The 20016-nt window shown below is 68.5% G+C and carries 19 protein-coding genes and 1 riboswitch; of the genes, 8 read left to right on the top strand and 11 right to left on the bottom strand.

Features of this window, described 5'->3' with window-relative positions; all coding sequences use genetic code 11:
* Positions 1-15 precede the first annotated feature (15 nt).
* Both K2W61_RS08300 and K2W61_RS08295 read right to left on the bottom strand, forming a co-directional pair.
* Entirely contained in the window at positions 16-1545 is a 1530-nt protein-coding gene (locus K2W61_RS08300; protein WP_175141913.1) for an ABC transporter ATP-binding protein, read from the bottom strand.
* Positions 1542-2573: a BMP family protein gene (locus K2W61_RS08295; RefSeq protein WP_175135392.1), complete on the bottom strand. Its 1032-nt coding sequence runs from the start codon at positions 2571-2573 to the stop codon at positions 1542-1544. Before K2W61_RS08295 ends, K2W61_RS08300 begins: the two co-directional genes overlap by 4 nt.
* 460 nt (positions 2574-3033) lie before the next feature.
* On the opposite strand from K2W61_RS08295, the gene panE reads away from it, so the two are divergent.
* From panE to K2W61_RS08270, 5 genes are all read left to right on the top strand, one after another.
* On the top strand, positions 3034-3960 hold the full coding sequence (gene panE / locus K2W61_RS08290; RefSeq protein ID WP_175141912.1) for a 2-dehydropantoate 2-reductase: 927 nt from the start codon (positions 3034-3036) through the stop codon (positions 3958-3960).
* Between the two features lie 165 nt (positions 3961-4125).
* Positions 4126-4737, top strand: coding sequence for an NAD(P)-dependent oxidoreductase (locus K2W61_RS08285; protein ID WP_175135390.1), 612 nt, complete (start codon positions 4126-4128; stop codon positions 4735-4737).
* Positions 4738-4902: 165 nt separating this feature from the next.
* Positions 4903-5355 carry a nuclear transport factor 2 family protein gene (locus K2W61_RS08280; protein ID WP_236755422.1) on the top strand — a complete coding sequence of 151 codons (453 nt, stop codon included), beginning with the start codon at positions 4903-4905 and terminating at the stop codon, positions 5353-5355.
* A gap of 11 nt (positions 5356-5366) precedes the next feature.
* Entirely contained in the window at positions 5367-5936 is a 570-nt protein-coding gene (locus tag K2W61_RS08275) for a flavin reductase family protein (protein ID WP_236755421.1), read from the top strand.
* A 4-nt stretch (positions 5937-5940) separates the two neighbouring features.
* Complete coding sequence (locus K2W61_RS08270; RefSeq protein ID WP_236755420.1) at positions 5941-6438, top strand: nucleoside 2-deoxyribosyltransferase; 498 nt, start codon at positions 5941-5943, stop codon at positions 6436-6438.
* Here K2W61_RS08270 and K2W61_RS08265 read toward each other — a convergent pair.
* The gene (locus tag K2W61_RS08265; protein WP_236755419.1) at positions 6435-7097 is read right to left on the bottom strand and encodes a TetR/AcrR family transcriptional regulator; all 663 of its coding nucleotides are present in this window, start codon (positions 7095-7097) and stop codon (positions 6435-6437) included. The genes K2W61_RS08270 and K2W61_RS08265 overlap by 4 nt on opposite strands.
* Before the next feature lie 153 nt (positions 7098-7250).
* Here K2W61_RS08265 and K2W61_RS08260 point away from each other — a divergent pair, with 153 nt between their 5' ends.
* Positions 7251-8462, top strand: coding sequence for an MFS transporter (locus K2W61_RS08260; RefSeq protein ID WP_236755417.1), 1212 nt, complete (start codon positions 7251-7253; stop codon positions 8460-8462).
* Between the two features lie 79 nt (positions 8463-8541).
* Here K2W61_RS08260 and ribB read toward each other — a convergent pair whose 3' ends face one another.
* The gene (gene ribB, locus K2W61_RS08255; RefSeq protein WP_236755415.1) at positions 8542-9255 is read right to left on the bottom strand and encodes a 3,4-dihydroxy-2-butanone-4-phosphate synthase; all 714 of its coding nucleotides are present in this window, start codon (positions 9253-9255) and stop codon (positions 8542-8544) included.
* Between the two features lie 109 nt (positions 9256-9364).
* Positions 9365-9519, bottom strand: a riboswitch (FMN riboswitch).
* Between the two features lie 201 nt (positions 9520-9720).
* Entirely contained in the window at positions 9721-10239 is a 519-nt protein-coding gene (locus K2W61_RS08250; protein ID WP_175141907.1) for an SET domain-containing protein, read from the bottom strand.
* 108 nt (positions 10240-10347) lie between these two features.
* Here K2W61_RS08250 and K2W61_RS08245 point away from each other — a divergent pair, with 108 nt between their 5' ends.
* A complete protein-coding gene (locus tag K2W61_RS08245) occupies positions 10348-11268 on the top strand; it encodes a bestrophin family protein (RefSeq protein WP_175135382.1) in 921 nt (306 codons plus the stop codon).
* Positions 11269-11338: 70 nt separating this feature from the next.
* Here K2W61_RS08245 and K2W61_RS08240 read toward each other — a convergent pair whose 3' ends face one another.
* Positions 11339-11809: an Lrp/AsnC family transcriptional regulator gene (locus K2W61_RS08240; RefSeq protein WP_175135381.1), complete on the bottom strand. Its 471-nt coding sequence runs from the start codon at positions 11807-11809 to the stop codon at positions 11339-11341.
* A gap of 93 nt (positions 11810-11902) precedes the next feature.
* Between K2W61_RS08240 and ilvB the strand changes: the two genes are divergently transcribed.
* Positions 11903-13726: a biosynthetic-type acetolactate synthase large subunit gene (ilvB, locus tag K2W61_RS08235; RefSeq protein WP_175141906.1), complete on the top strand. Its 1824-nt coding sequence runs from the start codon at positions 11903-11905 to the stop codon at positions 13724-13726.
* A 7-nt stretch (positions 13727-13733) separates the two neighbouring features.
* Here ilvB and K2W61_RS08230 read toward each other — a convergent pair whose 3' ends face one another.
* From K2W61_RS08230 to K2W61_RS08210, 5 genes are all read right to left on the bottom strand, one after another.
* Complete coding sequence (locus tag K2W61_RS08230; RefSeq protein WP_175135379.1) at positions 13734-14516, bottom strand: SDR family oxidoreductase; 783 nt, start codon at positions 14514-14516, stop codon at positions 13734-13736.
* A 13-nt stretch (positions 14517-14529) separates the two neighbouring features.
* Positions 14530-15384: an ABC transporter permease gene (locus K2W61_RS08225; protein WP_175135378.1), complete on the bottom strand. Its 855-nt coding sequence runs from the start codon at positions 15382-15384 to the stop codon at positions 14530-14532.
* A gap of 7 nt (positions 15385-15391) precedes the next feature.
* Complete coding sequence (locus K2W61_RS08220; protein WP_236755414.1) at positions 15392-16162, bottom strand: ABC transporter ATP-binding protein; 771 nt, start codon at positions 16160-16162, stop codon at positions 15392-15394.
* Entirely contained in the window at positions 16162-17220 is a 1059-nt protein-coding gene (locus K2W61_RS08215) for an ABC transporter substrate-binding protein (RefSeq protein WP_236755413.1), read from the bottom strand. The genes K2W61_RS08220 and K2W61_RS08215 overlap by 1 nt, the downstream gene beginning before the upstream one ends.
* A gap of 134 nt (positions 17221-17354) precedes the next feature.
* Positions 17355-20006: a DNA topoisomerase III gene (locus K2W61_RS08210; RefSeq protein ID WP_236755412.1), complete on the bottom strand. Its 2652-nt coding sequence runs from the start codon at positions 20004-20006 to the stop codon at positions 17355-17357.
* Positions 20007-20016 lie beyond the last annotated feature (10 nt).

Here is a 20016-nt window from a genome sequence, read left to right as displayed (position 1 = left end):
AGAAGGGGCGCGGCGTCAGGCGCGCGTGCCCGTCATGGCCAGGCCGACGCTGGCGGGCGTCCATTGCGCGACCGGCTTGTCGGCGACCAGCTTGCCGCCGCACAGCACGGCGATGCGGTCGGCCAGCGCGAAGATCTCCTCCAGGTCTTCCGACACCAGCAGGATGCCGGCGCCGCGGCGGCGCGCAGCCAGCAACTGTTCGCGCACGTAGGCGACCGCGCCGATATCCAGGCCCCAGGTGGGCTGGTCGGCGACGATGAAGCGCGGTTCGCGCGCCAGGGTGCGGCCCAGGATCAGCTTCTGCATGTTGCCGCCGGACAGGCTGCGGGTGCGCACGTCGAGCGAGGCGGCGCGCACGTCGAACTGCTTGGCCAGCGCCGCCGCGTAGGCGCGGCCGGCCTTGGCGCGGATCAGCCCGAAGCGCGAGAAGCGCGGGTCCTTCAGGTCTTCGACGATGGCGTTTTCCCACAGGGGGCTGTCGCCGATCATGCCTTCGCCGTGGCGGTCTTCGGGGATGCGGCCCACGTGCGCGGCGGTCCAGCCGGCCGGCGTGGTGGGCGCGGCCGCGTGTTCCGGCCCCAGGCGGATGGCGCCGTCGGACGGTTGCCGCAGGCCGGTCAGCACCGACACCAGCGCCTGCTGGCCGTTGCCGGCGACGCCGGCGATGGCGACGATTTCGTGCTTGTGCACCACCAGGTCCAGGTTGTCCAGGCGCGGCGCGCCGCCGCGCGGGTCGCGCACGGTGACCTGGGACAGCGTGACCACGGGGGCGGCCTGGCCGGCCGCCGCCATGGCCTCGGCGTGCGGCATGGCGACCTTGCGGCCCACCATCAGCTCGGCCAGTTCGGCCGGCGTGGTGGCGGCGGTGTCGCGCTCGGCCACCAGCTTGCCCTGGCGCAGCACCGCGACGCGGCGCGACACGGCCATGACTTCGTCCAGCTTGTGCGAAATGAAGATGACGGCCAGGCCCTCGTCGACGAAGCCGCGCAGCGTGGCGAACAGGTCCTGCACTTCCTGCGGCGTCAGGACGGCGGTGGGTTCGTCCAGGATCAGCACCTTGGCGCCACGGTACAGCGCCTTGAGGATTTCCACGCGCTGCTTCTCGCCGACCGACAGGCTGCCGACGCGCGCGTCCGGGTCCACCCCCAGTCCGAAGCGCTGGCCCAGCTCGACCAGTCGGCGGCGCGCCGGGCCGCGGCCCGAGGCCAGCTTCCACAGCGATTCGGTGCCGACCATGATGTTGTCCAGCACGGTCAGGTTGTCGGCCAGCGTGAAGTGCTGGTGCACCATGCCCACGCCCGCCGCCAGCGCGGCGTCGGGCCGGCCAGGAGGCAGCGGCTGGCCGAAGACTTCGATACTGCCGGCGTCGGCCACATAGTGGCCGAACAGGATCGACACCAGGGTCGATTTGCCGGCGCCGTTCTCGCCCAGCAGGGCCAGCACTTCGCCTTGCGCCAGCGTCAGCGAGACATCGTCATTGGCCGTCAGGCTGCCGAAGCGTTTGGTGATCCCTGCCAGCCGCAGGGCGAGAGGCGCTTGGTTCATCGTGCCGAGGACTTGGGTTCTTTGTCGTTGACCTGCACGCTGAAGCTGCCGTCCAGGATGGCCTTCTGCTTGGCCTGCACCTTGGCGATCAGGTCGGCGGGGATCTTGTTTTCGAAGGTGCCCAGCGGCGCCAGCGACGAACCCTTGTACTTCATCAGCGAGTACTGGCCGAAGTCGGCGGCCTTGAAGGTGCCGGCCTTGACCTGCTTGAGCGCCTCGTCGATGGTTGGCTCCATGCTCCACAGGGCCGAGGCCACCACGGTTTCGGGGTACTGCGGCTGGGTGTCGATGACGTTGCCGATGGCCAGTTTGCCGCGTTCCTTGGCGGCGTCCGACACGCCGAAGCGTTCGGCGTACAGGACGTCAGCGCCCTTGTCGATCATGGCGAAGGCGGCTTCCTTGGCCTTCGGGGGATCGAACCACGAGCCGATGAAGGTCACGGTGAATTCGGCCTTGGGATTGATTTCCTTGGCGCCCGCGATGAAGGCCTGCATCAAGCGGTTCACTTCGGGGATGGGGTAGCCGCCCACCAGGCCGATCTTGCCGGTCTTGCTCATGCCGCCGGCGATCATGCCGGTCAGGTAGGCCGGTTCCTGGATGTAGTTGTCGAACACCGAAAAGTTGGGCTGCTGCGGCTTGCCGGACGAACCCATCAGGAAGGCGGTCTGCGGGTAGTCCTTGGCCACCTTGCGGGCGGCGGCTTCCACCGCGAAGGCCTCGCCCACCACCAGCTTGTTGCCCTGCTCGGCGTACTGGCGCATGACGCGCTCGTAGTCGGCGTTGGTGACGTTTTCCGAGAACGTGTATTCGATTTCACCCCGGTCGCGCGCGGCGGTCAGCGCCTTGTGGATGCGCGATACCCATTGCTGTTCGACCGGCACCGTGTAGATGGCGGCGACCTTGGTCTTGGCGGGCGCCTGGGCCTGGGCGCCGGCCGACAGCAGCAGCGCGCCGGCGGCGGCGGCGGCCAGCTTCAGCAGGCCACGGCGGGCAATGCCGCCGGCGGCCGGGAGGGAAAGGGATTTCATGCGCAAGTCTCCTTCGCGGGGATGGAAAGGGAATGAGAGGGATGGCCGCGATGTCCGGGCGTCGCGGTGCGGCACGCGTGGGCGGGCGGGAACGAAGGCGTGGGATCGGTCATCGGATGGGGGGCGCCGGGGCGGCGCGCCCCGTCCGAATGGCGGGTTCGCGGCCTGTCCTGGCCAAGCAAGTTGTATGCCATGGGGTGTCCCCGCGACAAGTCGGGGGAATCCGGATGGCCGGGCGCGATTATAGGCACCCTGGCGGGCAAGCGTGGCACCAGCACGGTGCGCACCGTTGCGGTGCGTGGACACTTTTGCGCATGGGACATAGGGTTGCGGCGCGCCGCCGGCCGCCGCCGTCTGTCCGGGCCGTGGGCATCCTGGCGGCGCCGGCCCGCGCCTGGTTTTGCCACGGGGGCATAATCGCTCCATCGGCCCGCGCCTTTGACGGGCCAGGGAGACAGGCATGAAGTTGTTGTTCTTGGGCGCCGGCGGAACCGGCGGCTATTTCGGCGGCCGCGCCGCCCAGGCGGGCGCGGACGTAACCTTCCTGGTGCGCGAGGCCCGCGCCGCGCGCCTGCGCCAGCAGGGACTGCGCATCGAAAGCCCGTTCGGCGACGCCACGCTGCAACCGCAGCTGGTCACCGCCGACACGCTCAAAGGCTTCTACGACGTGGTGGTGCTCAGTTGCAAGGCCTATGACCTGCCAAGCGCCATCGACGCCATCCGCCCCGCCGTCGGCCCGGACACCGCGGTGCTGCCCATCATGAACGGCGTGCTTCAGTACGACGTGCTGGACCGCGAATTCGAACCGCACCGCGTGCTGGGCGGCCTGTGCCAGATCAACGCCACGCTCGGCCCCGAAGGCCAGGTGGTGCACCTGGGCAAGCACGCCAGTATCGTCTTCGGCGAACGCGCCGGCCCGGCCCGCAGCGCCCGTTGCGAAGCGCTGGCCGAGGCCCTGGCCGGCGGCGAGTACGTCAGCCGCCTGAGCGAAGACATCTACCAGGACATCTGGGAAAAATACGTGTTCCTGACGACGCTGGCCGCCGCCACCTGCCTGATGCGCGGCACGGTCGGCCAGATCGCGTCCACCGACGACGGCGCCGACATCATGCGCGGCCTGCTGCGCGAATCGCAGGCGGTGGCCGCCGCCAGCGGCCACGCGGTCCGGCCCGAGGCCGACGCGAATGCGCTCAAGATCCTGACCGACCCGTCCCAGCCCATGACCGCCTCGATGTTCCGCGATCTGCGCCAGGGTTTGCCGGTCGAGGCCGACCACATCGTCGGCGACATGGTGCGGCGCGCGCGCATGCTGGGGGTGGACGCCACCACCCTGCGCACCGCCTACGCCCACCTGCAGGTCTACCAGGCGCAACGCGCCGCGGCCTGATGCCGTGACCGGAACCCATTGGTGCATGGATTGCAAAAAATTCTTCCGTGTCCGTGGGTTCCTGGATCCGATCCGGCCGAATAGTATGGCTTTGCCTGTGCTCCGGACCGCACAGCGCCGCGCGTCGCGGCCACCGTCCGGAGCCCACCTTCCAGGAGCAAGACCATGAAAATCGCATTGATCGGAATCACGGGCCGTGTCGGCTCGCGCGTGGCGGACGAACTGCTCAAGCGCGGCCACCAGGTCACGGGCATCGCCCGCAACCCGGGCGACGTCAATCCCCAGCCCGGCCTGACCGTCCAGCAGGGCGATGCCACCGACCCGCAGGCGCTCACACCGCTGCTCAAGGGCCATGATGCCGTCATCAGCGCCTCGCGCTTTGTCTCGACCGACGCCAAGCCGTTGCTGGCCGCCGTCAAGGACGCCGGCGTGCCGCGCCTGCTGGTGGTCGGTGGCGCGGGCAGCCTGGAAGTCGCGCCCGGCAAGATGCTGATCGACACCCCGGAATTTCCTGACGCCTACAAGCCCGAGGCCCGTGCCGGCGTGGTGTTCCTGGACACGCTGCGCCAGGAAAGCGTGCTGAACTGGACCTTCCTGTCGCCGTCGGCGCTGTTCGAGCCGGGCGAGCGCACCGGCGCCTTCCGCCTGGGCGACGACAGCCTGCTGGCCGATGCCGACGGCAAGAGCTGGATTTCGATGGAAGACTACGCCATCGCCCTGGCCGACGAGATCGAAGCGCCCAAGCACTCGCGCCGCCGCTTCACCGTCGGCTACTGAGCCGGTCCGCGCCGCTTTGCGGCGCAGGGCTGGCACGGCCTGCCCGCGCGGCGGGCGGCCGTGTCATTCTCAGGCGAATGCCGTGGTCGCGGTAGGGTCGAATCGGCCGGTTTTGTTTGTAAACTGGCAAACCGCCAGCCGGCGGCCCTACCCTGAGTCGTTCGCATGAGCATGAAGTTGAAATCATTGGTCTTTTGCCTGTTGCTGGCCGCCAGCTGTGTGGCGCCGGTCCAGGCGGCCGCGCCGCAGTCCAACAAGGACATCGTGATGGCCTTCTTCCGCATGATGTTCCAGGACCGCGAGATCGACGAGGCGGCACGCCTGTACCTCGGCAAGCCCTACATCCAGCACAATCCCTACATGCGCGATGGCGTCGAGCCGATGCTGGACTTCTTTCCCCGGTACTTCGAACAGCACCCGCAGGCCAGCGTCGACATCAAGCGCGTCATCGCCGAGGGCGACCTGGTGATGATCCACAACTTGTGGAAGGAATCGCCGGAAGACCGCGGCCAGGCCGTGGTCGACATCTTCCGCGTCGAGAACGGCAAGATCGTCGAGCACTGGGACGTGAGCCAGGAAATCCCCGACAACCCCGCCAACCAGAACGGCATGTTCTGAGCCGCCCGCCCATGTCCGCCATCGAACCCGTCGACCTGCCCCGCGCCTACCTGCTGCTGAACCATGGCCCCACCGTGCTGGTCACCAGCGCCGACGGCGCCGAGCGCAACGTCATGGCCGCGGCCTGGGCCATGCCGTTGGATTTCAACCCACCCAAGATGCTGGTGGTGGTGGACAAGAACACCTACACCCGCGCCCTGATCGAGGCCTCCGGCGAATTCGCGCTGTGCATCCCGTCGCGCGCGCAGGCCCAGGCCACCCTGCAGGTCGGCTCGCATTCGGGCCGCGACGAAGACAAGTTCCAGGCCAGCGGCCTGACCACCTTCCCCGCCAGCAAGATCGGCGCGCCGCTGATCGAAGGCTGCCTCGGCTGGCTCGAATGCAAGGTGGTGCCCGAGCCGCACAACCAGCAGGCCTACGACCTGTTCATCGGCGAAGTGGTGGCGGCCTGGGCCGCGCCCGACGTGTTCTCCGGCAACCGCTGGCACTTCAACGACGACGCGCGCCGCTCGGTGCATTACGTCGCCGGCGGTTCGTTCTTCGCCACCGGCGAAGCGTTTGCCGTCCCCGACCCGGAGTAAGCCCATGCGCCGTGTCTACCTCGCCGGCTTCGACGTGTTCCTGCCCGACGCGGTGGCGCACGGCGAACGACTCAAGGCGCTGGCGGCCGCGAATGGCTTCGAAGGCCTCTACCCGCTGGACAACGCGCCGCCGGCCGGCCTGTCCGGCGTGGCGCTGGCGCAATGGATCTACCAGGCCAACGTGGCGATGATCCGGCGCGCCGACCTGGTGATGGCCAACCTCAACACATTCCGTGGCGCCGAACCCGACTCGGGCACGGCCTTCGAGGTCGGCTACGCCATCGCCCTGGGCAAGCCGGTGTGGGGCTATACGTCGCAGGCTGGCAGCGTGCGCGAGCAGGTCGCCGTGGGCGTGGCCGCCGACGATGCGGCGCGCGCGGTGGACGCGCAAGGCTTCACCGTCGAGGACTTCGGCTTGAACCTGAACCTGATGCTGGCGTGCAGCGCCCGCATCGTGGTGGGCAACGCCGCCGACTGCCTGGCGCGCATGGCGCGCGGCTAGCGCGCCGTCTTGCGGGTGCGGGCGGGCCGGGCCGTGGCGCGGGCCGGCGCCATGCCCAGATATCCCATCACCGCGTCCACCACCGCCTGTTCCAGCTGCCCGGCGCTGAATCCGGCCGGCGGCTCCAGCGCGGCCGCGTGCACCATGGATTCCATGATGCGCAGCACCACGTAGGTGGCCAGCTCGCGGTCGGGCTGCGCGATCTCGGCGCGATGCAGTTCCAGCAGGTGGCGCATGCGCCGGTGGATGTCCTGGTCGGCGCGGCTGTGGTCGCGCGGCGGGTCGAACAACGGGAATTCCCGCTCCAGCACGCGGTGCAACGCCGGCTCCAGCTGGTGCGCGCGCAGCGAGGCGGCGACGATGGCCGCGACCCGCTCGCGCAGCGTGGCTGCGGGGTTGCCGTCCAGCACCTGGTCGATCAGCGCCAGCATCTGCTGGTCGTGGCGGTCGTGCAGCGCCGCGATCAGCGCGTTCTTGTTGGGGAAGTACTGGTACAGCGAGCCGATGCTGACGCCGGCGGTCTCGGCGATCCGGTTGGTGTTGGTGCCGGCGTAGCCGTGCTCGGCCAGAACGCGAGCTGTCGCCTGCAAAATGGCGTCCACGGTTTGCTGTGAACGCTGCTGGCGCGGCGATTTACGGGGCTGCGGAATGGATGTCATGGGCGGCGGGGAAAGCGAGTTTCAAACCTGAGTACGGGCTCATAAAATTTCGATACGCAATGCAATTGCGTCGAGCACCGGCGGATTATGCCATCGCTGATTACAGCGAGCCGGCCGCCCGGCGCCGCTTTTCCCCCTCTTCAAGGAATCCTCATGTCGAGTGCATCGAAGGCCGCGGCGCTGCCCGCGGCCGGCGGGGCCGCGCGCCCCGTATTCATGCAGATATTGCCCCTGGCGCTGGCGGTGTTCGTTGGCTTCTTTATGGTTGGCCTGCCAATGCCGGTGCTGCCGCTCTACGTCGATGGCGTGCTGGCGCAGGGCGCGCTGGTGGTGGGTATCGTGGCCGGCCTGCAATTTGCCTCGGCGCTGCTGTCGCGTGCCTACGCCGGCGCGCTGGCCGACCGTCGCGGCGCCCGGCGCGCCGTGGTCAGCGGCTTTCTGCTGGGCTCGGTCGCCGGCCTGCTCTACCTGCTGGCCGACGACCTGGCGCGGCAGCAACCGCGCGCGGCGCTGGCCGCGCTGATGGCGGGCCGCGCCATCATGGGCTGCGCCGAGAGCCTGATTGTCACCGGCGCGCTCAGCTGGGGCGTGGGCCGCGTCGGGCCGCAGCACGCTGGCCGGGTCATGGCCTGGATCGGCGTGGCGATCTACGCCGCCTTCGGGCTGGGCGCGCCCGCCGGCATGCAGCTGTACGGCGCGGCCGGTTTTGGCGGCATTGCCTGGGCCACGGTGTTCATCCCCGTGGTGGCGTTGGCGCTGGTGCTGCCGCAACGCGGCGCGCCCGCGGCCGGCGGTGTGCGCACGCCGTTCTACCGGGTGCTGGGCCTGGTGGTGCTGCCCGGCCTGGGCCTGGCGTTGACCAGCGTCGGCTTTGGCGTCATCACCGCTTTCATCAGCCTGTTGTTCGCCGAGCGCGGCTGGAATGGCGCGGCCTGGATGTTCAGCCTGTTCGGGGTGGGCTTCATCGTGGCGCGGCTGTTCTTCGCGGGCCTGCCGGACAAGCTGGGCGGGGCGCGCGTGGCGCTGGTGTGCGTGCTGATCGAGGCGGCCGGCCAATGGCTGATCTGGATGGGCCCGACGCCGGCATGGGCGTTCGGCGGCGCGCTGTTGAGCGGCGCGGGTTACTCGCTGGCGTTCCCGGCGTTCGGCGTGGAAGCGGTGCGGCGCGTACCGCCGGCCAGCCGGGGCGCGGCAATGGGGGCGTATGTGGCGTTCCTGGATGTGGCGCTGGGCATCGCCAGCCCCGTTGCCGGCTGGTTGGCGGGCATGCAGGGCTATGGCGCGGTCTATGCGCTGGGCGGCGGGTGCGCGCTGGGCGCGATGCTGGTGGCGATGGCGCTGCGTGGCCGCGCCGCCGCCGCATAGGCTGCGCCCAGCGCAGGGCCGCGCGTGGGGCGATCTGATTGACGGTTACGGCGCCCGCCGCGGCGGGCGCCGTTTGCGTTCAGACGGTGGCGGCCATTTCCAGCACTTCGTCGTCCACCGGCGCTGCCTGGCCGTCGCGCAGCTGCTGCAGGTGGTCGGCCAGTTCGGCGATGGTCAGGGCGACCAGGCCGTGTTGGGCGGCATAACGTTCGAGCGCGGCGCCGCGCATCATGGTGCCGTCGGCGTTCATCAGTTCGCACAACACGCCGGCCGGACGCAGGCCGGCCAGGGTGGCCAGGTCGACCGAGCCTTCGGTGTGGCCGCGGCGGGTCAGCACGCCGCCGGCCTGGGCCCGCAGCGGGAAGACGTGGCCGGGGCTGACGATGTCGTCGGCCTGGGCGGTGGGCGCGATGGCGGCGCGGATGGTGGTGACGCGGTCCACGGCCGACACGCCGGTGCTGACGCCTTCGCGCGCCTCGATCGAGACGGTGAAGGCGGTGGCGAAGCGGCTTTGGTTGCGCTGGACCATGGGGGCCAGGTCCAGGCGGTCGAGCACTTCGCCGGGCAGGCACAGGCAGACGATGCCGCTGCCGTCGCGGATCAGCTTGGCCATGACGGGCACGGTCAGCTTGTCGGCGGCGACGATGAGGTCGGCCTCGTTTTCACGGTCGAAGTCATCCATGAGGATGACGGGACGGCCCAGGCGCAGGTGATGCAGGGCGCGTTGCAGGCGCACGGCGAAGGGCTGGGCGGCCAGGCTGGGGGACTGCGGGGTAAGGGTAACGTTGGACATTGAAACGCTCTCGCGAAAAAGTGGGCGAAAAACGTTTCAGGGCTCATCGACAGCCGAACGCAAACCGTCTGCCCAGGCGTTTGGCGCCCGGACAGGGGGTCATGTGACGGCACATCTTCTCTCATCCGGACTGTGACCGTCGGCCCTGGCATCTCACCAGATCTGCTGACCCCGGTGTCCGTGATGGACGCCGGGCGCTCGCGGGCTCGCCAAATTGCTTGGCATACCGCCGGTGGGGAATTTCGCCCCGCCCTGAAGACGTACTGCTTGTTTGTCGTGTTAACGACATCGGGGATTTTACGCCTGTCTTGGGAATGGGGCGGAATATGCTTATTCGGGGTGGGGGTTTGTTGGCGTCTGGGTGGGGTTCTTGGGACGCCGGGGGAGCGGGGCTGGGGGCCTGGATATCGGGTGTCGGGTGAGCGCAGCCAGCGTGGCTGCGCGGTTGGCGCCCTCGCCGCTCGATTACTTCGCGGCTTCGGTTTGCGCTTCAGCCTTTTTCTTTTTCTTCTTCTCCGGCAGGGCCAGCATGGTGCCGCGGCACGGCGGGGTGCCGCAGAGGCATTTGTAGCCTTCTTTCAGGGCCTTGGTGATGCGGCCGTCCAGGACCAGGCCGTAGTCGTACGACAGTTCGGTGCCGCGCGGGATGTCTTGCAGGGCGACGATGTAGACGCGCTTGCCGTGCTTGCCTTCCTGGGCTTCGCAGTTGGGCTCGCAGGAATGGTTGATCCAGCGGGCGTCATTGCCGTTGTCGCCGCCGTCGATGACGCGGCCGGAGCTCAGGGCGAAGAAAAAGGTGTGGAAGGGATCGTCGGGGTTGGTGGGGTGGCGGCGATCGGCTTCCTTGGCGCTGATGCGGGCGCCGCCGTATTCGATGATGCGGGTGCCCGCGGGAATCTTGCGGGCGGCGAAGACGCCGTTGCCGTGCAGCTTGGAGCGGCGCACGACGTACCAGGGCTTGATGGGGGTGTCTTCGGTGGTCATTGATTGGCGGCAGTGGGGCGGTGAGACGAAACAGAATTATATCGGCGCGCTCATGACACGATGACAGGCGTATAGTGAGCGCCGCCTTGTTTTTTCCGTACCCGCACCATGATTGTCCGTCCGCGGCCTTCCGCGCTGGCTCTGTTCTTTGTCTTGCGCGGTTCGATCATCCCGCGCATCTTCAGCCGCATCCTGGTGATCACCGTGTTGTCGTGCGTGGTGGTGTGGATGTATCACCGGCACGGGTTCTCGCCCGCGCATCTGTCGGCGGTGCCGTTTTCCCTTTTCGGGCTGGCGCTGTCGGTGTTCATGGGGTTTCGCAACAACGTCTGCTATGACCGCTGGTGGGAAGCGCGCAAGCAATGGGGCGACCTGATCGTGCAGGCGCGCAGCCTGGCGCGCGAAAGCGCGGTGCTGCTGGCGGCCAGTACCGCCAATCCGGTGCAGGAGCGGCTGGTGCGGCGCTGCATCGGCTTCGGTTATGCGCTGGCGGCGCGGCTGCGCGACCAGGACATGCTGGCGGCGGTGCAGCCGTGGGTACAGCCGGACGAGCTGGAGACACTGGCTGGCAACCGCAACGTGCCTGACGCGTTGCTGCTGGCGATCAACCGCGACCTGGCGGCCTGCCTGCGGCGCGGCGAACTGACCGACATCCTGTACCAGGCGCTGACCCAGCGGGTGGCGCAATGCGCGGCGATCCAGGCGGCCTGCGAACGCATCAAGTACACGCCGACGCCCTTCGCCTATTCGCTGCTGCTGCATCGCACCGCCTGGCTGTTCTGCCTGCTGCTGCCGTTCGGGCTGGTGGGCACGCTGGAATACATGATGCCGGTGGCGGTCACCATCATCGCCTACACCTTCTTCGGGCTGGACGCGCTGGGCGACGAACTGGAAGATCCGTTCGGCCTGGAGGAAAACGACCTGCCGCTGTCGGCGCTGGCGCGGGTGATCGAGATTGACCTGCTGGACGGGCTGGGCGTGCGGCCGCTGCCCGAACCGGCGCAGCCGGTCGATTGCGTGCTGCGCTGACATCGCCGCGGCCGTCGCGTATTCAGGGACGCGGGATGCGTTGCCTGGGCCGGCCCTGCCTGCTGCCCGTTCAGCCCGCCGGCCCGTTCAGCGGCAGCATGGTTTCCTTCAGGCGCCGCAGCACGAAACAGGATTTGCTGTGGCGGATGCCGGGGATGCGGTACAGCTGCTCGCGCAGCAGCCGCTCGTAATCGCGGGTGTCGCGCACGGCGATGCGGATGTAGTAGTCGTAGTCACCCGACACCAGGAAGGCTTCCAGCACTTCCGGGATCTGCGCCAGCGCGCGCCCGAATTCATAAAGCGTTTCCTCGCTGTGGCTTTCCAGGGTCACGTGGACGATGACCGTGTCCATGAAGCCCAGGCTGGCCGGGTCGATGTCGACCGTGTAGCCGCGGATGACGCCGGCCGCCTCCATGCGCTTGATCCGGTTCCAGCAGGGCGTGGACGACAGGCCGACCGCCGCGCCGATGTCGTTGAGGCTGGCGCGGGCGTTCTCCTGCAGCACGCGCAGAATCGCCAAATCAAACTTGTCCAGGTTCATTTTCTTTGTTTCCTCCTATCCAAAGATAAATTTACTGCGTTTGCCGGCAATTTGCGGAAAAGAAGATAAATATTCTCCCGGATTCCCAATAAGATGGATAGCATGAACGATCGCCTGCACCCCTCTGCCGTCGCCGCGCTTGCCGCGCCTGAAACTCCCCCCGCGAATGGGGCCAGGATTCTGCTGGAAACGCTGATTGCGCACGGCGTGGACACCGTGTTCGGCTATCCCGGCGGCGCCGTGCTGCCGCTGTACGACGCACTCTATGCCGAGCCGCGCCTGCGCCATGTGCTGGTGCGCCATGAACAGGCCGCGGTGCATGCCGCCGAGGGCTACGCCCGCACCACCGGCCGCACCGGCGTGGTGTTCGTGACTTCCGGGCCGGGCATGGCCAACACCACCTCGGGCCTGCTGGACGCCATGTGCGATTCGATCCCGGTGCTGTGCATCAGCGGTCAGGTCGCCACCAGCGCCATCGGCACCGACGCCTTCCAGGAATGCGACGCCATCGGCATTTCGCGCTCCGTGACCAAGTGGAACACCCAGGTGCGTGCGGTGGACGATGTCGCCAGCGTCACCGCCCGCGCCTTCGAACTGACGCGCCAGGGCCGCCCCGGCCCGGTGCTGCTGGACTTTCCCAAGGACGTGCAACTGGCGGTGCCGCGTGACGCCGACGACGATGCGCCTTATGCGCCCTCGCAGCAACGTCTGGCGGCGCTGCGCGCGCGGCGCCAGTCGGGCAAGTTGGCGCCCAAGCTGCCGCAGTCGGCGGTGCGCCGCGCCGCCGCGCTGATCGCGCAGGCCAAGCGCCCCATCTTCTACGGCGGCGGCGGCCTGGTGAACGCCGGCCCCGAGGCCTGCGCCGCCTTCACCGAGCTGGTGCGCGCCACCGGCGCGCCCTGCACCCTGACGCTGATGGGCCTGGGGGCGTTCCCCGCCTCCGATCCGCAGTTCGTCGGCATGCTGGGCATGCACGGCACGGTCGAGGCCAACCTGGCCATGCACAACGCCGACCTGGTGGTATGCATCGGCGCCCGTTTCGACGACCGCATCACCGGCAAGCTGTCCGAGTTCTGCCCGCATGCGCGCAAGATCCACATCGACATCGACCCGGCTTCCATCAACAAGGTGGTGCGGGTGGACGTGGCCCTGGTGGGCGACTGCCTGCCCCTGGTGCGCGCCCTGCACGCCGAACTGGGCGGGCCGCTCGACGCGGCGCGGCTGGCGCCGTGGTGGGCGCGGGTGCAGGCCTGGCGCGCGCAGGACTGCCTGGGCTACACCCCGGCGGCCGACGCCATCCTGCCGCAGCACCTGATGTCGCGCCTGAACGCGGCGCTGGCCGGGCGCGACGCCATCGTCTCGACCGACGTCGGCCAGCACCAGATGTGGGCGGCGCAGTACCTGCGCTTCGACCAGCCGTACCGCTGGCTCACCTCGGGCGGCGCCGGCACCATGGGCTACGGCGTGCCCGCCGCCATCGGCGCGCAGGTCGCGCATCCGGACAAGACCGTGGTGTGCGTCAGCGGCGATGCCTCGGTGCTGATGAACATCCAGGAACTGTCCACCGCCATGCAGCACCAGACGCCGGTCAAGGTCGTGCTGTGTAACAACGGCTACATGGGCATGGTGCGCCAGTGGCAGGAACTGATCCACGGCGGCCGCTACAGCCACAGCTACAACGCCTCGCTGCCCGACTTCGTGGCGCTGGCGCGGGCCTTTGGCTGGGGCGCGGCGCGGGTCGAGGACCCGGCGCAACTGGATGCGGCGCTGGCCGAATGCCTGGCGCACGACGGCCCCTACTTCCTCGACGTGGCAGTGACGGCGCAGGAGAACTGCTTTCCCATGATGCCGGCCGGCCATGGCCATCACAAGATGATGCTGGCCGAGGGCGTCTGGTACCAGGACGAGACGACCTGATCGCCTGCTAGAACTGGATCGACAGGCCGCCGTCCACCACCAGCACGTGGCCGTTCACATACGAGGCCGCCTTGGACGCCAGGAACACCGCCGCGCCGGCGATCTCTTCCGGGTCGCCCCAGCGCCCGGTGGGGTTGCGCGCCGCGATGCGCGGTCCGACAGCCGGGTCGGCCACCATGCCGGCATTGGTCTCGGTGGCGAAGGTGCCCGGCGCGATCGCGTTGCTGGTGATGCCGCGCCCGCCGAACTCCGCCGCCAGCGCTCGCACCATGCCGGTCAGCCCCTGCTTGGCGGCCGGATAGACCGCGTCGCCGGCGCGCGCCAGTTCCCCCACCACCGAGGTGATGGCGATCAGCCGGCCGCCGCCCTGGCGCACCATGCGTTCGGTGGCGTGCTTGGCCAGCAGGATGCCGGCCACCATGTCGGTGTCGATCAGTTCGCGGATCTCGGCGGCGCTGGTGGCGGCCAGCGTCTTGCGGTTGCGCGCGCCGACGTTGTTCACCAGGATGTCCAGGCGGCCGTGCTCGGCGTCGATGCGCGCGAACGCCCGCGCCATGGCCGCGTCGTCGCTGACGTCGAAGGCCAGCGCGTGCGCGTCCAGGCCGTCGCCCCGCAGCGCGGCGGCGGCGCTGGCGGCGGCCGGTTCGTTGCGGCCGTTGATCAGCACGCGCGCGCCGCTGCCGGCCAGCGCGCGGGCGATACAGAAGCCCAGCCCGCGGGCCGAGCCGGTCACCAGCGCGACCTGGCCGCTCAGGTCGAAGTTGCGCAGGTAGGGCAAGGAAGTCGTCATGGTCGGGCTCGGTTCATTCGCGGAATTCGGGCGCCCAGTGCAGCAGCCGCCGTTCCAGCCAGGTCACGCAGTACACCAGCGCGATGCCGACGATGGACAGCAGCGTGACCGCGGCGAACATGTCGGTGGCGTTCAGTGTAGCCAGCGCGGTGATCATCAGGTAGCCCATGCCGGTGGTGGAACCGACGAACTCGGCCAACACCACGCCGATCAGCGCGAAGCTGATGGCGTTGGGCAGCGCGGCGAAGGTCCAGGCCGCCGCGGTCGGGATACGCACGCGCCACAGGATCTGGCGCGGCGAGCCGCCCAGCGTGCGGCAGAAGTCGACCAGCTCGCGCTCGACGCTGCGCCCGCCCTTGTAGGTGTTGAAGAACACCAGGAAGAACACCACGAACCACGAGGTCACGACTTTCGAGGCCAGCCCCAGGCCGAAGAACATGGTGATGAGCGGCACGAAAGCGATGCGCGGCATCGAGTTGAAGGCCACGATGAACGGGTTGAACACGTCCGCCAGGAAGCGGCTGCGGCTCAGGGTCATGCCCACCAGGAAGCCGCTGCCCACGCCCACCAGCAGCCCGATCAGCGTGGCCTGCAACGTCAGCCACAGATGCGGCCAGACCGAGCGCGGTCCGGGCTGCAGCCATTCCCACAGCCGCACCGCCACGCGCGAAGGCTGGCTGATGAAGAACGGATCGAACAGCGTGTTCTGCGTGAACCACGGGATGCGCGTCAGCGTTTCCCAGGCGCCCAGGATGAGGGCCAGGATCAGGACCTGCCACAGCGTGATGCGTACGCGCCGCAAGGCGCTGGCGCGGCGGTCCAGCCGCAACTGATCCTGCAGGCTATCGGTGAATTCGGGAGCGGTCATGGCGGAATCAGGCGGCGGCGCGGAACTGCTGGCCCAGCACGCTCCAGAGGCTTTGCACATGGGCAACGAACTGCGGCGTTTCGCGCAGGGTGAAGACGTCGCGCGGATGCGGGATGGCGATGCGCTCGTCCAGCAGCACGCGGCTGGGCGGGCCGGACAGCACCACCACGCGGTCCGACAGCAGGATGGCCTCGTCCAGGTCGTGCGTGACCAGCACCACGGTCTGGCCCAGCTTGCGCCAGATCTCCATCAGCTCGCGGTGCAGGTGGGTCTTGGTGTGCGTGTCCAGCGCGCCGAATGGCTCGTCCAGCAGCAGGATGCGCGGCTCCACCGCCAGGCTCATCAGCAGCGCCACGCGCCGCCGCATGCCGCCCGACAGTTGGTGCGGAAAGGCGTCGGCGAAGGCCGTCAGGTGGCCCAGTTCCAGCAGCTCGGCCACGCGGCTGGCGATGCGCGCGGCCGGCACGCCCTGGAACTTCAGGCCCAGCGCCACGTTCTTTTTCACGCTGAACCAGGGCAGCAGCGTGTCCTTCTGGAAGATGTAGCCGAGCGCTGGCGGCACCTGGCCGTCGACCACCTGGCCGTCCACCACGATGCGGCCGGTGGTGGGCGGCAGGAAGCCGGCGATCATGTTCAGCAGCGTGCTCTTGCCGCAGCCCGAGGGGCCGACGATGGACACGAACTCGCCCGCCGCGATCTCCAGGCTGACCTCGCCCACCGCGTGGGTGGCGCCCTGGCGCGTCTGGTAGGCCTTGCCTACCCGGTCCAGCGTGATCATCAAAGGCCCCGGGCGCGGCGCACGAAGCCCATGTCGACGCACTTGGCGTAGGGCACGGTCTTGATCTCGTCGTTCGAGAACTGGCGGCCGTCGCCCATGATCGCGGTCATGCGATCGTAGGCGTCCTGGGTGATGAGGTTGTCCTTCAGGAACACCGTGTCCTTGTACACCCCGAGCGTCTTCTCGATGGCGGCGCGCGGGAAGGCGTTCAGATAATCGTCGTAGATCGTGTCGGCGATCTCGGCGGCGCTATGGGCCGTGATGAAATCCTGCGCCCGCACCAGCCCGGTGACGAAGGCCTGCACCGTCTCGGGCCGCTTCTGGATGGTGTCCTGCAGTGTCAGCGCGGCGATGCCCGGCACGTCGCCGCCCATGAACTCGTTCCACGAGGCTTCGGTGGTGGCGTCGAAGATCGGCACGCCCCAGCCTTCCTGTTTGGCTTGTTCCATCATCGACATGGTGGCCATGCTGGCGGCCACCGAGCCGGTCTTGAGCGCGCCCAGCATGGTGGCCAGGTCGCCCAGGGGGCGGATGTCGACCTTGTCGGCCACGCCGGCCTTCTGCATCAGGTACAACGCCATCAGCCAGGTGCTGGACTGCGGCTGGGTCGCGCCCACGCGCTTGCCGGCCAGGTCCTTGAGCGACGTGATCTTGCCGCTGTCGAAGTCCTCGCGCCGCACGATGACGTTGGCGTAGGTCAGCTTGCGGTCGAAGCCGAACACCAGCGTGGCCGGCTTGCCAGCCAGCGTCAGGGCCGGCGCGGCGGTGGCGGCGGTGGCGCCGAAGGCGATCTGGCCGGCCGCCAGCAGCTGGTTGGTGCGCGGGCCGCTTTGCGAATTCAGGTACTCGACCTCCAGGCCGGCTTCGCCGAAATAGCCCTTCTTGAGCGCCACGTAGCCGGCCGCGAAAAACGGATCGATGCTGCCCTGCCCGTAGACCACGCGGCCCAGCCTGGGCTGGGCGAAGGCGACACGGCCGCCGATCAAGGTCACGCCGGCCAGCGCCCCGGTGGCGGCCAGCACGCGGCGGCGGGTGGTGAAGTGGGGGCTGGTGCTCATGTCGTCCTCGGTCTTGATCGGGTTGTGATTGTTTGGCGTCAACAATACCGCAGCGGCGCTTGCCGTCCAACAATGGAAAACGCCCGGTTGCCCGGGCGTTCTCGTCGTGCCACGCCAGTGTAGACCGTGGCGGCTCAGGCCGCGGTCTTCTTGGGCGCGGCTTTCTTCACGGCCTTCTTGGCGGCGGTCTTGGTTGCCGCTTTGGTCGCCGTCTTGGTGGCCGTTTTCGTTGCGGTCTTTTTCACCGCGGCTTTCTTGGCCGGCGCTTTCTTGGCCGCCGTCTTGGTCGCGCTGGCGGCGGTCTTGGCGGGGGCGCGGCCACGGCCGGGCTTCTCGGGACGCGGCTCGAACTCGAAGCCGATCTTGCCGTCGGGCTGGCGCACCAGGAAGGCCTTGAACTTGCGGTTGGTGCGGCTGGAGACAAAGCCGTCGAGCAGGTCGGTGCGGCCGTCGGTCAGCAGCTTTTCCATCTGCTCGCGCGAGATTTCCTGCTGCAGGATGACCTTGCCGGAGCGGAAGTCGCAACTCTTCTCAGGGCCGACCGACTTCTCGCAGACGTAGCTCATGCCGTGCTCGAACACGCGCGACTGGCACTTGGGGCAGTTGCCCACCGGCGTGTGGCCGGAGAAGTCCACCGCCTCGTTGTCGTCCTCGTCGTTCTGGCCGAAGTCGAATTCCAGCTTGTACTCGTCGCTGATGCGCAGGATGGCGGCGAACGGCCGGCCCATCTTGCTGATGAAGCCCTGCAGCGGCCCGATCTCGCGCTTGGCCAGCAGTTCCTCGACTTCCGGCAGCTCGAAGGTGCGTCCGCCAGGGTGCTTGCCGATCGAGAAGTCGCAGTGGGTGCAGGCAAAGCGGCGGTAGTTCTCCTTGACCACCGCGCCGCACTTGGGGCACGGCGTCTGCAGCGTGGCGTAGTCGCCGGGCACCGTGTCGCGCTCGTATTCCTTGGCGCGCTTGACGATCACCTGCGTCATCTGGGCGATCTCGCGCATGAAGGCCTGGCGGTCCAGCGCGCCCTGCTCGATCTGCTTGAGCTTGTGTTCCCATTCGCCGGTCAGTTCGGGCGAGGTCAGTTCCGACACGTCCAGGCCCGACAGCAGCGTCATCAGCTGGCGCGCCTTGGCGGTCGGCACCAGGTCGCGGCCCTCGCGGCGCAGGTACAGCTCGTTGAGCAGGCCTTCGATAATGGCCGCGCGCGTGGCTGGCGTGCCCAGGCCGCGCTCGGACATGGCCTCGCGCAGTTCCTCGTCGTCCACCAGCTTGCCGGCGCCTTCCATGGCCGACAGCAGCGTGCCTTCGTTAAAGCGCGCCGGCGGCTTGGTGGTCAGGCCCACGGCTTCGACGTCCTCGGTGCGCACGGTCTCGCCGTCGCCCACCGGCACCAGGTTGGCGTCCTCGCCCTGGGCTTCCTTGCCGTACACGGCCAGCCAGCCCGGGTTGACCAGCACCTTGCCGTCGGTGCGGAAGCGATGCCCCTGCACTTCGGTCATGCGGGTGGTGACGCGATACTCGGCGGCCGGGAAGAACACCGCCAGGAAGCGCTTGAGCACCAGGTCGTAGAGCTTGGCCTCGGCCTCGCTCAGGTCGTGCGGGATCTGCAGCGTCGGGATGATCGCAAAGTGATCCGACACCTTCTTGTTGTCGAAGATGCGGCGGTTCGGCTTGACCCATTGCTGGCTGACCACGGTGCCGGCATGGCGCGACAGCCCGCCGACGGCGTTCGAGCCGCCCTGGGCCAGCGCGCGCATGGTTTCCTGCACCGTGCCGATGTAGTCCTCGGGCAGATAGCGCGAATCGGTACGCGGATAGGTCAGCGCCTTGTGACGTTCGTACAGGGTCTGGGCCAGCGCCAGGGTGGTCTTGGCCGAGAAGCCAAAGCGGCCGTTGGCCTCGCGTTGCAGCGAGGTCAGGTCGTACAGGGCCGGCGACATCTGGGTCGACGGCTTGGATTCCTCGGTGACGCTGCCCGGCTGTTCGCGGCAGGCGGCCACCACGCTCTGGGCGGCGGCCTGCGACCACAGGCGCGATTCGCGCTTCTCGGGGTCGCGCTCGTCCTTTTTGAAGTCCGGATCGATCCAGCGGCCCTCGTACAGGCCGGCGGCCGCCACGAAGGTGGCGCGCACTTCCCAGTAGTCGCGCGGCACGAAGCGGCGGATGCGTTCCTCGCGCTCGGCCACGATGGCCAGCGTGGGCGTCTGCACCCGGCCCACCGGCGTCTTGAAGAAGCCGCCGTCCTTGCTGTTGAAGGCGGTCATGGCGCGCGTGCCATTGATGCCGACCAGCCAGTCGGCCTCGGCGCGCGAACGGGCGGCGGCCTCCAGCGGCTTGAGCTGGGCGTCGTCGCGCAGATTGGCGAAGGCCTCGCGGATGGCGGCCTGCGTCATGGATTGCAGCCACAGGCGCTGGATCGGCTTTTTCACCCCGGCGTACTGGATGATGTAGCGGAAGATCAGCTCGCCCTCGCGTCCCGCGTCACAGGCGTTGATGATGGCATCGACGTCCTTGCGCTTGGCCAGCCGCACCAGCAGCTTGAGGCGCTCGGCCGATTTTTTGTCGGTCGGGCCCAGTTCGAATTCAGGCGGAATTACGGGCAGGTGCGTGAAGCTCCACTTCCCCTTGACCGGATCGTTGGGCGCGACCAAGCTAAGCAAATGGCCGATGCTCGACGCCAGCACGTAACGTTCGCTTTCAAAATAGTCGCCCTCGCGCGCGAAGCCTCCCAAGGCGCGTGATATATCAAGGGCCACCGAGGGCTTCTCGGCAATAATCAGCGTTTTATTCATGTGTATCCAG

Origin of the sequence: Achromobacter pulmonis, assembly GCF_021733725.1 — a bacterium.
Lineage (GTDB): Bacteria > Pseudomonadota > Gammaproteobacteria > Burkholderiales > Burkholderiaceae_B > Achromobacter > Achromobacter pulmonis.
The sequence above is the reverse complement of the archived record's forward strand: the minus strand, read 5'-3'. Positions and strand labels throughout refer to the sequence as shown.

What these genes read in the sequence shown, in the direction of transcription:
- K2W61_RS08300 (WP_175141913.1), bottom strand. Translation starts at nt 1,545, where the DNA reads ATGAACCAAGCGCCTCTCGCCCTGCGGCTGGCAGGGATCACCAAACGC.
- K2W61_RS08295 (WP_175135392.1), bottom strand. Translation starts at nt 2,573, where the DNA reads ATGAAATCCCTTTCCCTCCCGGCCGCCGGCGGCATTGCCCGCCGTGGC.
- panE (WP_175141912.1), top strand. Translation starts at nt 3,034, where the DNA reads ATGAAGTTGTTGTTCTTGGGCGCCGGCGGAACCGGCGGCTATTTCGGC.
- K2W61_RS08285 (WP_175135390.1), top strand. Translation starts at nt 4,126, where the DNA reads ATGAAAATCGCATTGATCGGAATCACGGGCCGTGTCGGCTCGCGCGTG.
- K2W61_RS08280 (WP_236755422.1), top strand. Translation starts at nt 4,903, where the DNA reads ATGAGCATGAAGTTGAAATCATTGGTCTTTTGCCTGTTGCTGGCCGCC.
- K2W61_RS08275 (WP_236755421.1), top strand. Translation starts at nt 5,367, where the DNA reads ATGTCCGCCATCGAACCCGTCGACCTGCCCCGCGCCTACCTGCTGCTG.
- K2W61_RS08270 (WP_236755420.1), top strand. Translation starts at nt 5,941, where the DNA reads ATGCGCCGTGTCTACCTCGCCGGCTTCGACGTGTTCCTGCCCGACGCG.
- K2W61_RS08265 (WP_236755419.1), bottom strand. Translation starts at nt 7,097, where the DNA reads ATGACATCCATTCCGCAGCCCCGTAAATCGCCGCGCCAGCAGCGTTCA.
- K2W61_RS08260 (WP_236755417.1), top strand. Translation starts at nt 7,251, where the DNA reads ATGTCGAGTGCATCGAAGGCCGCGGCGCTGCCCGCGGCCGGCGGGGCC.
- ribB (WP_236755415.1), bottom strand. Translation starts at nt 9,255, where the DNA reads ATGTCCAACGTTACCCTTACCCCGCAGTCCCCCAGCCTGGCCGCCCAG.
- K2W61_RS08250 (WP_175141907.1), bottom strand. Translation starts at nt 10,239, where the DNA reads ATGACCACCGAAGACACCCCCATCAAGCCCTGGTACGTCGTGCGCCGC.
- K2W61_RS08245 (WP_175135382.1), top strand. Translation starts at nt 10,348, where the DNA reads ATGATTGTCCGTCCGCGGCCTTCCGCGCTGGCTCTGTTCTTTGTCTTG.
- K2W61_RS08240 (WP_175135381.1), bottom strand. Translation starts at nt 11,809, where the DNA reads ATGAACCTGGACAAGTTTGATTTGGCGATTCTGCGCGTGCTGCAGGAG.
- ilvB (WP_175141906.1), top strand. Translation starts at nt 11,903, where the DNA reads ATGGATAGCATGAACGATCGCCTGCACCCCTCTGCCGTCGCCGCGCTT.
- K2W61_RS08230 (WP_175135379.1), bottom strand. Translation starts at nt 14,516, where the DNA reads ATGACGACTTCCTTGCCCTACCTGCGCAACTTCGACCTGAGCGGCCAG.
- K2W61_RS08225 (WP_175135378.1), bottom strand. Translation starts at nt 15,384, where the DNA reads ATGACCGCTCCCGAATTCACCGATAGCCTGCAGGATCAGTTGCGGCTG.
- K2W61_RS08220 (WP_236755414.1), bottom strand. Translation starts at nt 16,162, where the DNA reads ATGATCACGCTGGACCGGGTAGGCAAGGCCTACCAGACGCGCCAGGGC.
- K2W61_RS08215 (WP_236755413.1), bottom strand. Translation starts at nt 17,220, where the DNA reads ATGAGCACCAGCCCCCACTTCACCACCCGCCGCCGCGTGCTGGCCGCC.
- K2W61_RS08210 (WP_236755412.1), bottom strand. Translation starts at nt 20,006, where the DNA reads ATGAATAAAACGCTGATTATTGCCGAGAAGCCCTCGGTGGCCCTTGAT.